Here is a 12,960-nt window from a genome sequence, read left to right on the forward strand (position 1 = left end):
AGGAACTTGTCGTTCCTCAAGGTGGCCTTCACGAACATGCGAAACCGGTCAGTGCGAGTGGCCGTGGCCCGCCGCGGCGGGCTCTTCCTCGGCCGGCTTCTCGACGACCGACGACTCCGTCGTCAGCACGAGCCGCGCGATCGAGGCGGCGTTCGCCACCGCGGACCGGGTCACCTTGACCGGGTCGACGATGCCGGCGGCCAGCAGGTCGGTCAGCTCGCCGGTGGCGGCGTTGAAGCCGTGGCCCCAGCCCTGCTCCTGCACCTTGTTGACGATGACCGCGCCCTCGTGGCCCGCGTTGGTCGCGATCCAGAACAGCGGGGCCGTCAGGGCGTCACGCACGATGCGGACACCGGTCGCCTCGTCACCGGAGAGGCCGAGGTCGCCGTCGAGCTCCTTGACCGCGTGCACCAGCGCCGAGCCACCGCCGGGCAGGATGCCCTCCTCGACGGCCGCCTTGGTCGAAGCCACGGCGTCCTCGATGCGGTGCTTGCGCTCGTTCAGCTCGGTCTCGGTGGCCGCGCCGACCTTGATGACCGCGACGCCGCCGCCGAGCTTCGCGAGCCGCTCCTGCAGCTTCTCGCGGTCCCAGTCGGAGTCGGTGGTCTCGATCTCCTTGCGGATCTGCGCGACCCGCCCGGCGATGGCGTCCTTGGTGCCGTCACCGTCGACGATCGTGGTGTCGTCCTTGGTGACGACGATCCGGCGGGCCTTGCCCAGCGCGCCGAGGTCGACGTCGGCCAGCTTGCGGCCGATCTCCGCGGAGATGACCTCGCCGCCGGTGACGACCGCGAGGTCGTCCAGGAACGCCTTGCGGCGGTCGCCGAAGAACGGCGCCTTGACCGCGACGGCGGTGATCGTCTTGCGCAGCGAGTTCACCACGAGGGTGGACAGCGCTTCGCCGTCGACGTCCTCGGCGATGATGAGCAGCGGCTTCTTGGCCTCGACGACCTTCTCCAGCACCGGGAGCAGGTCGGCCAGCGCCGAGATCTTCTCGCGGTGCAGCAGGACGTAGGCGTCCTCGAGGATCGCCTTCTGCTCCTCCGGGTTGGTCGCGAAGTGCGCCGAGAGGAAGCCCTTGTCGAACTGGACGCCCTCGGTGATCACCAGCTCGGTCGCCAGGGTCGACGACTCCTCGATGGTGATGACGCCGTCCTCGCCGACCTTCTCGACGGCTTCGCCGAGCAGGGCGCCGATGTTGGCGTCGCGCGAGGTCACGGTGCCGACCTGGGCGATGTTCTCGCGGCCCTTGACCGGGGTGGCCTTGGCCTTGAGGACCTCGATGACCTTCTCCGCGGCGGCCTCGATGCCGCGGCCGACCGAGGTCGGGTTGGCGCCGGCCGCGACGTTGCGCAGGCCGACCTTCACCAGCGACTGCGCGAGCACGGTCGCGGTCGTGGTGCCGTCGCCGGCGACGTCGTTGGTCTTGGTGGCGACGCTCTTGGCGAGCTGCGCGCCGAGGTTCTCGAACGGGTCGTCGAGCTCGACCTCACGGGCGACGGTCACGCCGTCGAGGGTGATGGTCGGGCCGCCGAACTTCTTGTCGAGCACGACGTGGCGACCGCGCGGGCCGAGGGTGACCTTGACCGCGTCGGCGAGCTTGTTCACCCCGCGCTCCAGCGCGCGACGAGCGTCCTCGTCGAAACTGATCTGCTTGGGCATAGCGTGTTCCGCTTACCTTTCTCTGAACGCAAGAACGCCCCGCTCCCCGGTGTTGCGGGGCCCGGGGCGTCATGCGCTGCGAGCGGACGTCAGTTGATGACGGCCAGCACGTCGCGGGCGGACAGGATGAGGTAGTCCTCACCGTTGTACTTGACCTCGGTGCCGCCGTACTTCGAGTAGATGACGACGTCGCCGACGTTCACGTCCAGCGGAACGCGGTTGCCCTTGTCGTCGATCCGGCCCGGGCCCACGGCCAGAACCTTGCCCTCCTGGGGCTTCTCCTTGGCGGTGTCGGGGATGACGAGGCCGGAAGCGGTCGTCTCCTCGGCCTCGCTCGTCTGGACAACGATCTTGTCCTCGAGCGGCTTGATGTTCACGCTCACCGGGTTGACCTCCACGGTCGTCGAAAGCGTTGGCAGGATGTGGTTACGGCTCTACCACCCCCGCCGTCGCGGGTGCCGGGGCTGTCGGGCCGTGCGATTAGCACTCTAGCCACGTGAGTGCCAGCTTCGCAAGGAGGGTCCACCCGGCGTGCCGGAATGCGGCACGCAGGGGCTTGACCCGGCCTTTTGTTCCGCGATGGTTCCGTGGAGACGTCCTCCTTGAACAGACCGCCGCGTCCTGAGGCTTCCCCCAACCCCTTTCATCGTTTATCGTCGATGAACGATGAAAGGGGTTGCCGTGCTGGACCGTGCCACCGCCGAGACCTACGCCGGCTGGTTCCGCGCACTCGCGGACCCCACCCGCGTGCAGATCCTGAACCTCCTCGCCTCCTCCGGCGCCCCGATGACGGTCGGGCAGATCGTCGAGCAGGTCGACGTTGGGCAGTCCACTGTCTCCGCCCACCTGAAGGTCCTCACCGAAGCTCGGTTCGTGCTCGCCGAACCACGCGGCACGGCCCGGCTCTACCAGGTCAATCGTCGCTGCGTGTCGTGCTTCCCGACCGCTGCCGACGTCGTCATGGGCCGCGGAGTCCTGCCGTTTGCGGCCGTCACCTGCGAGACCGCGCAATGACCCCCGACCGTGACGCCGTCGGCGACCGCTACGCCACCGCTGCCCGCCGCGCCCTGGCAGGCGACGGAACCGGCCTGCTCACCGGCGACGGCGACACCGACCGGCTCGGTGCCGTCCACTACCACGGCGAAGAGATGCCGGCCGAGGTGACCGCGACCAGCCTCGGGTGCGGCAATCCCGTGGCTGTCGCCGACCTGCACCCGGGGGAAACGGTCCTCGACCTCGGCTCCGGCGGCGGCCTCGACGTTCTGCTTTCCGCCCGCCGGGTCGGCCCCACCGGCCGCGCCATCGGGCTGGACATGACCGACGACATGCTCATCCTCGCCCGGCGCCACGCGGAGCAGGCCGGCGTCACGAACGCCGAGTTCGTGAAGGGCACGATCGAACGCGTTCCGCTGCCGGACGCGTCGGTCGACGTCGTCATCTCCAACTGCGTCATCGCCCTCTCCCCCGACAAGCCCGCCGTCTTCGCCGAGATCGCCCGCGTCCTGCGCCCCGGCGGCCGGCTCGGCGTCACCGACATCCTGGCCGGCGACACGCTCACCGACGCCGAACGCGCGGCCCGAACCGGTGCGGTGGACTGCCTCGGCGGCGCGCTCACCGCCGACGGCTACCGGGCTCTCCTGCGTGAGGCCGGTTTCGCCGGCATCGACGTCCGGCCGACGCACGAGGTCGGCGACAAGCTGCACTCGGCGATCATCCGAGCCCGCCGCCCGCCCGTCCGCGTCGTCCCGATGACAGCGGACCACGCCGAGCAGGTCCTGGCCATCCACCAAGCCGGGCTCGACACCGGAGACGCGAGCTTCGAGACAACCGCCCCCGGCTGGGACACCTGGGACGCCACCCACCTCCCCGAGCACCGGCTGGTCGCCCTGGCCCCTTCGGGCGAAGTGGCCGGCTGGACCGCGGTCACCGCCGTGTCCTCCCGCTGCGTTTACGCCGGAGTCGTCGAGCACAGCGTCTACGTGCACCCCGGCCACCGCCGCTCGGGAATCGGCCAAGCCCTGCTCAAGGCGCTGATCGACGCGACGGAAGCCGCCGGGGTGTGGACCGTCCAAAGCGGGGTGTTCCCCGAGAATTCGGCGAGCCGGAAGCTGCACGAGCGAGCCGGGTTCCGGGAGATCGGCATCCGCCACCACGTCGGCAGGCACCGCGACCGGTGGCGCGACGTCGTGCTGATCGAGCGCCGGAGTACCCGGGTGGGCGTCGGGCACCCGGTCGGCATGCCCGCCGAGGGCCGCTCGGGGTTCGCGCACGAGACAGCTGTTGACACAGCGCATCAGGACAAACACTTGAAGTAACCCGGTTGGCGAAGGAGCGCAAGAGGCAAGAACGGATGGAGAAGGCCGTCAAGGTCGCCCGGGAGGTGGCGACCGACGGCTGGCAGGCAACGGTCGCCGATCAGGCCTCTGCAAGGCACTGGCCGAGCTCGCCGCGGAGACAGCTGACGGCATCGTGATCTGCCTGGCCGACCGCCTCCGCAGTCGACAACTGGGCCGGACTGGCGAACTTCCCGGCATCGTTGCGAGCAGCCGACCAGGCGGTCGGACCGGCCCCTTACCCCCAGCGTGAGTTTCTGGTTAGGTTCTGACGTCTGGCACCAGAACCCTGGGGGTTTATGCCCATGTCCCTCCCAAGATCGGCCGCGCTCATCGCCGCGGTCGCCCTCACGACCGCCCTCGCCACTCCTGCCCACGCCGACACCGCCGGCCAGCGGCAACGCGACTTCACCGCCGCGGCGAAGGAGTTCGGCGTCCCGGAGAACGTCCTGCTCGGCGTCTCCTACCTGGAGTCCCGCTGGGACACCAACGGCGGCACGCCCAGCACGTCCGCCGGCTACGGCCCGATGCACCTCACCGACGTGCGCGAAGCCGGCGTGGCGACCACCCACCACGACGAAGGCACCGAAGACCCGCGAGGCGACGACGCGCGGCCCGCCCTGCACCCGCAGGCCGGGCCCGCCGCGCCGCCGGCCGGGTTGCAGACCGTCGACGAGGCCGCGCAGCTCACCGGTCAACCGGCGGAGACCCTCCGGACCGACCCCGCCCAGAACATCCGGGGCGGCGCCGCGCTGCTCGCGAAGTACCACAACGGCCGGACCGGCTGGTACGACGCCGTCGCGAAGTACAGCGGGTCCACCGGGGACGCCGCGCAGGCGTTCGCCGACGAGGTCTTCGAGACCATCAGGACCGGCGTCGCCCGGACCACCGACGACGGCCAGCAGGTCACCCTCGCCGCCGCGCCGGAAACGACAACACCTCAGCGCCCCGGGAACCCGGCGGGTGTCGAGTGCCCGCGGACCGTCGTCTGCGAGTCCGTTCCCGCTCCCTACCAGGAGCTGCCGAACGACGACTACGGCAACCACGACCTCGCCGACCGGCCGGCCAGCCAGAAGATCGACCACATCGTCATCCACGACACCGAGGGCTACTGGGACAGCGTGCTCAAGCTCGCCCAGGACCCGACGTACGTGAGCTGGCACTACACGATCCGCTCCACCGACGGCCTGATCGCGCAGCACGTGCCGACCAAGGACGTCGCGTGGCACGCGGGCAACTGGTACGTCAACGCGAAGTCCGTCGGCATCGAGCACGAGGGCTTCGCCGCGAAGGGCACCTGGTACACCGAGGCGATGTACCGCTCGAGCGCCAAGCTCGTCGGCTACCTCGCGCGCAAGTACGGCATCCCGCTCGACCGGGCGCACATCATCGGCCACGACAACGTGCCGGGCACCGTCCCGTCGACCATCAAGGGCATGCACTGGGACCCGGGCCCCTACTGGGACTGGTCGCACTACTTCGACCTGCTGGGCGCGCCGCTCGGCGGGTTCGGGCTGCCCGGCTCGTCGCTGGTCACCATCGACCCGGACTTCGCGAAGAACCAGCCCGCGTTCACCGGCTGCGACAGCCCCGGGACGCCGTGCGCGCCACGCGGTTCCGAAGCCGTCGTGCTGCACTCCGAGCCGAGTGACGCTTCGCCACTGCTGAAGGACATCGGCCTGCACACCGACGGTACGCCGTCCACAATGGACGTTGCGGACGTCGGGAGCCGGGTCGCGACCGGGCAGCAGTACGCCGTCGCGGAGGTGCGCGGTGACTGGACGGCGATCTGGTACCTCGGCCAGAAGGGCTGGTTCCACAACCCGCGCGGCGCCAAGGTCGCGAAGCCCGCGATCGGCTGGGTCGTGACGCCGAAGCCGGGTCTCGCCACGGTGCCGGTGTTCGGGCGCGCGTACCCGGAGCCGGCGGCCTACCCCGCGAACGTGCCGGTGCAGGCCATCACGCCGCTGCCGTACACGCTCTCAGCGGGCCAGAAGTACTCGTCGGCGGGCACGGTCGGCTCCGAGTACTACTACGCGGTGACGTTCGCCCCGGCCGACCACGTGGTCGTGAAGGGCAAGCTCAAGTACGTGCAGATCCAGTTCGGGCACCGGATCGCGTTCGTCAAGGCGGACGACGTCCGGATCGCGCCCGCCTTCTAGGCCGGCCGGGCGGAGGTCGCGCTCACGCGTCGAGCGCGACCTTCGCCCCCGCCGCCTGTTCCGTGTTGCGGCGCGTCTTCGCCCAGCCGTTGCGGCCGCGCACCAGCCGGAACAACGCGCGCCACGACGTCACGTAGAACGTGTAGATGTAGGCCGCGTACGCGAACCCCAGCCCGATGCCGCGCAGGATGTTCCTGCTGCGCAAGCACTTCAGCTGGTAGATCGGGCCCCAGACGAGGAACGGCAGCAGGCCGAACGAGCCGTAGATGGCGAACAGGATCCAGGCGCCGCCGGTGAACCACGTCCACATCTGCGCCGGGTCGCCCGCGGTGCTCACCACCAGCAGGACGAACGGGATCGGGTAGAGCAGCGAGCCGAGCAGCTGCAGCCACGGCTGGGCGAGGTAGTACATCATCTCCGCCGCGCCGAGCGTGCTGACGTGCGGCGAATCCCAGATCCGGCGCAGGTACCGCGCGCACTGCATGGTGCCCTGCCCCCACCTGGTGCGCTGCACGAGGAAGCGCCGCAGGCTGTACAGACCCTCTTGCGCCACATGGGAATCCGGCGTGAACCCGGTGCGCCAGCCGGCCGTGAGCAGGTGGACGCCGAGCTCGAAGTCCTCCAGCAGCGAGCCGCGCCACGGCTGTTCGTCGGTGCCCGCGATGGAGTCCAGCGCGGTGAGCCGGGTGAACTGGCCGTTGCCGCCCATGGAGATCGTGCCGGTGAAGCCGCGGGACGTCTGGATCGCCGCGATCGCCGTCCGGAACTCCAGGTCCTGCAGCTGCGCGAGCTTCAACCCGAACCAGCGGCCGACCGGGTTGCGCGACGGCGGCGGCGTCGAAACGTTGCTCATCCACACGTCGAGCTGGACGGCGCCGACCGCCGGGTCGCCGAAGAGGTGGTCGGCCGCGCAGACCTCCAGGCAGTTCGGCGCCGGGCGGCCGTCGGCGTCGACGACCACCACGACGACGTCGTCGCGCGAGGCGCCCGGGCCCATCCAGTCGTTCAGCGCGCGGTAGGCGGCGTTGAGGGCGTCGCCCTTGCCGGTCCGGGCCTCGGGCCGCGTGCGCGGCACCAGGTGCAGGTACGGGTCGTAGCCGCCGTGGCGGCGCCACAGCATCCGGACGACGCGGGCGGTGCGGTCCTCCGAGTCGTCGTCGACGACCCAGACGTGCGCCTTGCGGAACGTCGTGCGCAGGTAGCGGATCGTGTCGCGGATGACGACCTGCTCGTCGCGGCACGGGACGAAGAAGTGCCACGTGAACTCGGCCGGGTCGCCGACCGGCGCGGGCTTGCGGCGCAGGTACGGCACCACGATCAGGACCACGTAGACCAGGAACGCCACGCTCATCGTGAGCGCGAACGCCTGCGTGATCGCCAGCAGGACCTTGACGCTCATGCCTTCTTCTTCCGGGTGGCCAGCCAGACGAACAGGACGAGCGAGACGGCGCCGCCGAACACGCTGACCATCGAGCCGAGCAGCGTGTGGCCCCAGTAGTAGCCCTCGTCGGTGCCGTAGGCGTGCACCAGCCCGACGATGGTGAGAATGCGCAACTGGTTCACCAGCACGACGACGAGTGCGGAAATTCCGAGCGAAAAGAAGAGCCGCTTCGCATTCGCGGGGCGGAAGTACAACATGATCATGGTCACAACGAGCAGGGGCAGCAAAAGGAACGCCGAAGAACATTCCGGCGTCATTCTCAACCCGAACGGAGCAGTACTCGTCAACCCAAAGTAAACGGACTCCCGATCCGGGGCCACATAAACACCCGATGTAGTGATGACGTCGAGGATCGCACCTGCGAGCCGTACTTCCAGCTCGCGGTAGAACCGCTCGGCCAGCACCACCACGGCACCCGCGGCCGCCAGCGCGCTCAGCGCGATGACCAGCGGAAACCGTGCCATACCTGCGTTCGGAGCGCTCGCTACGGCCACGACGTTCCTCTCGGTGTCGATTCTCGGATCAAGCTGCGGACCCCGGGGCGAGCGTAAGACACGACCGGCCCCCGCTTCCACCCGGAGGTGTGGTTCAGGCGCCCATTCGGCAGTTTCCCCCGAGAACTTGCTAGGCCATCCGAGTGATGCCAAAACGACCTGCGGAAACTTCACCATGTCTTACCCGATCCGGTGATTCGGGAAATTTTGTGTGCTATTCGAGCCCCGCTTCGCGATAGTCGATTCGCGTGCCGACTCGAGGCAAGCCGGTTGATCCGCGCCGCCGTCACGCACCCCCGATAAACTCCAGCGAATTCGGAGGATCAGTTGATGAAGAGCTCCCTCGTGCGCCGCGGCGGCCTGCTCGCCGCGGTCGTGGCGAGCGTCGTGCTCGCCGGCGCCGCCCCCGCGTCGGCCGCTCCCGGTGACGGGTCCGCGTACGGCGTGAACGTCGACGTGACGCTGCTCGGGCAGCCCGCGGTGAAGGCGGGGCCGCTCGCGGCCGCGAACACCGCGGGCCCGACGAGCAACAGCTTGGCGACGGTGAACCTGCCCGGGATCCTGACCACCGGCGTGATCAACACCGAGGCCAAGCGCGACGACAACTCCGGCGCGGTGACCGCCAAGGCGAGCACCGCCGACGTCGGGCTGCCGCTGCTCAAGGCCCTCGGGCCGAACGTCGGCGCCAAGGCCGTCGAGGCGGTCTGCACGGCGACCCAGGAAGGCGTCAAGGGCAGCACCACGCTGGTCGGCGCCAACCTCGGCAGCGCGGGCGCGGTCGACGCGACCCCGGCGCCGAACACCCAGGTCAAGGTCGCATTGGCCGGGATCCACATCGCGACGGTCATCCTCAACGAGCAGATCGCGAACAAGGACGGCAGCCTCACGGTCAACGCCATCCACGTGAAGCTGCTCGGCGGGGTGGTCGGTTCGCTCGGCTCGGGTGACGTCATCGTGTCGTCGGCGACCTGCGGCCCGGCCGCGCCGCCGATGCCGCTGGCCTCCGGTGCCGGCCTGTGGATCGGGCTCGGCCTGCTCGGCGCCGTCGCGGTGCCGGTCGGGACGCGCATCTTCCGCCGTCGCGCGACGCAGGCCTGAGCGAGGTCCGCGTGTACAAGATGCCGGGCGCCGGGGTCGGCGTGGCCGGTGGCGGGGTGGGCACCCTCGCCGCCACCGGTGCCGACATCGGGTGGTGGCTGGCCGTCGGCGTGCTCCTGGTCCTGCTCGGGACCGTCGCGCTGATCGCCGTCCACCGCCGCAACCGCCGTCTCTCCCAGGCGCGGGAGTGACAGACGGGCCGTCGGCGTGTGCCCCTCGCACGCCGGCGGCCCCGCGGTGGCCATTCCCAATCCGGCCAAAAGTAGGCCGATCGCCGCGCGGTACGTAACCGTTGGTACGAAGCCATTCGGCCGTGGCTGTGGTCGGATTGGGAATCATCAGCACAGCAGGAAAAATGGTCTATGTGGATAAGGGGCACCGCGGGGTGGATGTGATGTTGCTGGCCGGGACGCGGCCCGAAGCGCTCAAGCTCGCGCCACTGGCGCTGGCGCTGGACGCGCACCCGGCGCTGCGGCCGGTCCTGGTCCACAGCGGCCAGCACCCGGGCATGGTCGAGCAGGCGCTCGAACCGTTCGGGCTGGCCGCCGACGTGTGGCTGGACGTGCCGCCGCGGGTCACCGGCGGGCAGGCGGAGCTCGTGGCCGGCCTGCTCCCCGCGCTCGACGACGTGCTGCGCCGCCACGCCCCCGCCGCGCTGGTCGTCCAGGGCGACACCACGACGACGCTCGCGGGCGCGCTGGCCGCGTTCTGGCTGGGCATCCCGGTGGTGCACCTGGAAGCCGGGCTGCGCACGCACGACCTCGCGGCGCCGTTCCCGGAGGAGGGCGCGCGCCAGATGGTGTCGCGGCTGGCGGCGCTGCACCTGGCCCCGACCCTCGGCGCGGCGGCCGAGCTGCGGGCGGAAGGCGTTGCGCGGCAACGCATCGCGGTCACCGGCAACACGGTCGTCGACGCTGTCCTGGAGATCGCGGCCCGTGACCTCCCGGCCCGCGACACGGCGCTGGCGTTGCTGGAGATGGAAATCGCCGAGGCGGGCGAGCGGCTGGTGCTCGTGACGTCGCACCGCCGGGAGTCCTGGGGCGAGCCGCTCGAGCGGACGCTGGCCGCGGTGCAGCTGATCGTCGCCGAGCACCCGGACGTCCAGGTGCTGTTCCCCGCGCACCCGAACCCGGAGGTCCGCGCCCAGGTGGAGGCGGCGCTCGACGGCCTGCCGCGGGTGACGGTCACCGACCCGCTGGAGTACCCGGACCTGGTCCGCGCCCTGCGGCTGGCGTCGCTGGTGCTGACGGACTCGGGAGGCATCCAGGAGGAGGCGCCGACGTTCGGCACCCCGGTGCTGGTGCTGCGCGACGTGACCGAGCGCGTCGAGGTCGTGGAGGCGGGCTGCGCGTGGCTGGTGGGCACGGACACCGAGCGCATCGCCGACACCGCGGCCCACCTGCTGAGCGGCGAGCTGCGGCCGGCGCAGGTCGGAAACCCCTACGGCGAAGGCAACGCGGCCGTGCTGGCGGTGGCCGCGATCGAGGAGCTGCTCGGCGTCGGCTCCCCGGCGCGCAACCAGGCTGTCGCCTCCTAGAGCGAAACCACGTTCACCGGCAGGGCCGGGTTCGCGCTGAAGTCCAGCGCGGCCGTCGGGCGCTTCGCCGCCACCACGTGCGCGCCGAGCGCCGCGATCATCGCGCCGTTGTCCGTGCACAGGCGGGGGCGCGGGACGCGCAGCTCGATGCCCGCCGCCGCGCAGCGCTCAGCCGCCAGGCCCGACAGCCGCGAGTTGGCCGCCACGCCGCCGGAAATCACGATGGTGCCGATCCCCTGCTCCTCCGCCGCGCGGACCGCCTTCATCGTCAGCACATCCGCGACGGCTTCCTGGAACGACGCCGCGACGTCGTCCACCGGGATCTCCTCGCCGCGCCGGGACGCGCCCTCGACCCAGCGGGCCACGGCGGTCTTCAAGCCGGAGAAGGAAAAGTCGTTCTTCGCGTCGCGCGGGCCGGTCATGCCGCGCGGGAACGCGATCGCCGCCGGGTCGCCGTTCTTCGCCGCCTTGTCGATCGGCGGGCCGCCCGGGTACGGCAGGCCGAGCACGCGCGCGACCTTGTCGTACGCCTCGCCCGCCGCGTCGTCCACAGTGGACCCCAGCTCGGTGATCGACGACGCGATGTCGTCGACGCGCAGCAGCTGCGTGTGCCCGCCGGACACCAGCAGCGCCAGGCACGGCGCAGGCAGCGGCCCGTGCTGCAGCGTGTCCACCGCGATGTGCCCGGCCAGGTGGTTGACGCCGTAGAGCGGCACGTCCAGCGCCGTCGCGTACGCCTTCGCCGCCGAAACGCCGACGAGCAGCGCGCCCGCCAGTCCCGGCCCGGCCGTCACCGCGATGGCGTCCACATCGGACAGTGCGAGCCCGGCCTTCTCGAAGGCCCGCGTGGTCGTCGGGACCATCGCTTCGAGGTGCGCGCGGCTCGCGACCTCCGGCACCACGCCGCCGAAGCGCGCGTGCTGCTCGACGCTGGACGCCACCTCGTCGGCGAGCAGCTCGACCGTGCCGTCGTCGTGCAGGCGGACCAGGCCGACGCCCGTCTCGTCGCACGAGCTCTCGATGCCCATGATGATGCGTGACATCAGCCCGCCACCCCGTCTCGCGTCCGCGCGGGGCGGACCATCGTGTACGCGTCGGCGCCGGAAGGCTGGTAGTAGCGCTTCCGGATGCCGAGCCGTTCGAAACCGTGGCTCTCGTACAGGGCGAGTGCCGTCGTGTTGTCCGTGCGGACCTCGAGGAAGACCGGCGCTTCGAACTCGTCGGCCCGTTCCAGCAGCGCGCGCAGCAGCGCCTTGCCGATCCCCTTGCCCTGGTGTTCCGGGGCGACGCCGATCGTGTGCACGGTCGACTCGTACTCGCCGCGGCGGCGCCCGACGACGGCCAGCCCGGCGTAGCCGAGCAGCTCGTCGCCCTCGTCCGGACGCGCGGCGAGGTAGAAGTGGCCCGCGTCCAGCTCGGAGTGGAAGGCGCGGGACGTCCACGGGTCGTCGCCCGGGAAGAGGATCTGCTCGATCTCGACGCACCGGGGGATGTCCCGGCGGCGCAGCGGCTCGAGTCTCACCTCGCGGTCACCCGTTTCGGCGCGGCGGGCTCGGCGGCGTCCGGGCGGCGCAGGTAGAGCGGGGTCAGCGGGGCCGGCTCCGCCTTCGCCAGCAACGCGCTCCGGGCGGCCTTCACCAGCCCGGCGGGCGACGGGAAGCGCGGCTCGATCGGCTGGACGCCGAGCGCCTCCGCGTACAGCACGGCGCCGTCGCCTGCCGCCACCTTGACGTCGGCCTCGAGGTCGGCGGGGCGCTGGACGTGCGGGCCGTCGGTGCGGTTCCCGGCGCCGTCGTAGGCGGCCCAGTAGACCTCGCGGCGGCGGGCGTCGGTGCACACCAGGAACGGCTCGGCGGAGGTGACGTCCGCGGCCAGCGCGTCGAGGCTGCAGACCGGGTACACCGGGAGGCCGAGGGCGTGGCCGAGCGCGGCGGCGGTCGCCATCCCGGCGCGCAGGCCGGTGAACGGGCCGGGGCCGACGCCGGCGACGATCGCGTCGAGGTCCTTGAGCGCGACCCCCGCGGCTTCGGCGGCGGCCAGCGCGTGCGGCGTGATCAGCTCGCCGTGGGCGCGCGGGTCGACGGTGACGCGCTCTCCGCGCGTCTCGACCGCTTCGCCGTCCACCTCGACGACGCCCGCGGTGACCGCCGGGGTCGAGGTATCGATCGCCAGTACCAACACGGTGTCCCAGCCTACGACCAGCGTCTTCGAGAGGTCTCTGCAGGGGACTGAT

The 12,960-nt window shown here is 71.1% G+C and carries 13 protein-coding genes; 6 read left to right on the forward strand and 7 right to left on the reverse strand.

All coding sequences use genetic code 11. The features are described from left to right. Positions 1-48 precede the first annotated feature (48 nt). Together groL and groES are read right to left on the reverse strand one after the other, a co-directional pair. Positions 49-1,662, reverse strand: coding sequence for a chaperonin GroEL (gene groL / locus EIY87_RS10365; protein WP_125307436.1), 1,614 nt, complete (start codon positions 1,660-1,662; stop codon positions 49-51). An 89-nt stretch (positions 1,663-1,751) separates the two neighbouring features. Next, positions 1,752-2,045 carry a co-chaperone GroES gene (gene groES / locus EIY87_RS10370; RefSeq protein WP_004559922.1) on the reverse strand — a complete coding sequence of 98 codons (294 nt, stop codon included), beginning with the start codon at positions 2,043-2,045 and terminating at the stop codon, positions 1,752-1,754. 298 nt (positions 2,046-2,343) lie between these two features. On the opposite strand from groES, the gene EIY87_RS10375 reads away from it, so the two are divergent. The 3 genes from EIY87_RS10375 to EIY87_RS10385 all read left to right on the forward strand — a co-directional run bounded on the left by EIY87_RS10375 (position 2,344) and on the right by EIY87_RS10385 (position 6,157). Beyond that, on the forward strand, positions 2,344-2,676 hold the full coding sequence (locus EIY87_RS10375; RefSeq protein WP_125307437.1) for an ArsR/SmtB family transcription factor: 333 nt from the start codon (positions 2,344-2,346) through the stop codon (positions 2,674-2,676). Further along, on the forward strand, positions 2,673-3,977 hold the full coding sequence (locus EIY87_RS10380) for a GNAT family N-acetyltransferase (RefSeq protein ID WP_125307438.1): 1,305 nt from the start codon (positions 2,673-2,675) through the stop codon (positions 3,975-3,977). Before EIY87_RS10375 ends, EIY87_RS10380 begins: the two co-directional genes overlap by 4 nt. Before the next feature lie 323 nt (positions 3,978-4,300). Then, the gene (locus EIY87_RS10385; RefSeq protein WP_404800028.1) at positions 4,301-6,157 is read left to right on the forward strand and encodes an N-acetylmuramoyl-L-alanine amidase; all 1,857 of its coding nucleotides are present in this window, start codon (positions 4,301-4,303) and stop codon (positions 6,155-6,157) included. A 22-nt stretch (positions 6,158-6,179) separates the two neighbouring features. Here EIY87_RS10385 and EIY87_RS10390 read toward each other — a convergent pair whose 3' ends face one another. Together EIY87_RS10390 and xrtP are read right to left on the reverse strand one after the other, a co-directional pair. Further along, positions 6,180-7,556, reverse strand: coding sequence for a glycosyltransferase family 2 protein (locus tag EIY87_RS10390; RefSeq protein WP_125307440.1), 1,377 nt, complete (start codon positions 7,554-7,556; stop codon positions 6,180-6,182). After that, the gene (gene xrtP / locus EIY87_RS10395) at positions 7,553-8,062 is read right to left on the reverse strand and encodes an exosortase P (RefSeq protein ID WP_125307512.1); all 510 of its coding nucleotides are present in this window, start codon (positions 8,060-8,062) and stop codon (positions 7,553-7,555) included. Before xrtP ends, EIY87_RS10390 begins: the two co-directional genes overlap by 4 nt. A gap of 360 nt (positions 8,063-8,422) precedes the next feature. On the opposite strand from xrtP, the gene EIY87_RS10400 reads away from it, so the two are divergent. The 3 genes from EIY87_RS10400 to wecB all read left to right on the forward strand — a co-directional run bounded on the left by EIY87_RS10400 (position 8,423) and on the right by wecB (position 10,727). Beyond that, entirely contained in the window at positions 8,423-9,190 is a 768-nt protein-coding gene (locus EIY87_RS10400) for a choice-of-anchor P family protein (RefSeq protein WP_125307441.1), read from the forward strand. 11 nt (positions 9,191-9,201) lie between these two features. Then, on the forward strand, positions 9,202-9,381 hold the full coding sequence (locus EIY87_RS10405; RefSeq protein ID WP_125307442.1) for an LPXTG cell wall anchor domain-containing protein: 180 nt from the start codon (positions 9,202-9,204) through the stop codon (positions 9,379-9,381). A gap of 194 nt (positions 9,382-9,575) precedes the next feature. After that, positions 9,576-10,727 carry a non-hydrolyzing UDP-N-acetylglucosamine 2-epimerase gene (wecB, locus tag EIY87_RS10410; protein ID WP_125307443.1) on the forward strand — a complete coding sequence of 384 codons (1,152 nt, stop codon included), beginning with the start codon at positions 9,576-9,578 and terminating at the stop codon, positions 10,725-10,727. On the opposite strand, the gene tsaD is transcribed toward wecB, so the two are convergent. The 3 genes from tsaD to tsaB are packed head-to-tail and all read right to left on the reverse strand — an operon-like array spanning position 10,724 to position 12,908. Further along, positions 10,724-11,770: a tRNA (adenosine(37)-N6)-threonylcarbamoyltransferase complex transferase subunit TsaD gene (gene tsaD / locus EIY87_RS10415; RefSeq protein WP_125307444.1), complete on the reverse strand. Its 1,047-nt coding sequence runs from the start codon at positions 11,768-11,770 to the stop codon at positions 10,724-10,726. The genes wecB and tsaD overlap by 4 nt on opposite strands. Further along, positions 11,770-12,249: a ribosomal protein S18-alanine N-acetyltransferase gene (gene rimI, locus EIY87_RS10420; protein WP_125307445.1), complete on the reverse strand. Its 480-nt coding sequence runs from the start codon at positions 12,247-12,249 to the stop codon at positions 11,770-11,772. Before rimI ends, tsaD begins: the two co-directional genes overlap by 1 nt. Next, positions 12,246-12,908 (reverse strand): tRNA (adenosine(37)-N6)-threonylcarbamoyltransferase complex dimerization subunit type 1 TsaB, encoded by a 663-nt coding sequence (gene tsaB, locus EIY87_RS10425; protein WP_125307446.1) that lies wholly within the window; start codon positions 12,906-12,908, stop codon positions 12,246-12,248. The genes rimI and tsaB overlap by 4 nt, the downstream gene beginning before the upstream one ends. Between the last annotated feature and the right edge of the window lie 52 nt (positions 12,909-12,960).

This window comes from Amycolatopsis eburnea (genome assembly GCF_003937945.1).
Classification (GTDB): Bacteria; Actinomycetota; Actinomycetes; order Mycobacteriales; family Pseudonocardiaceae; genus Amycolatopsis; species Amycolatopsis eburnea.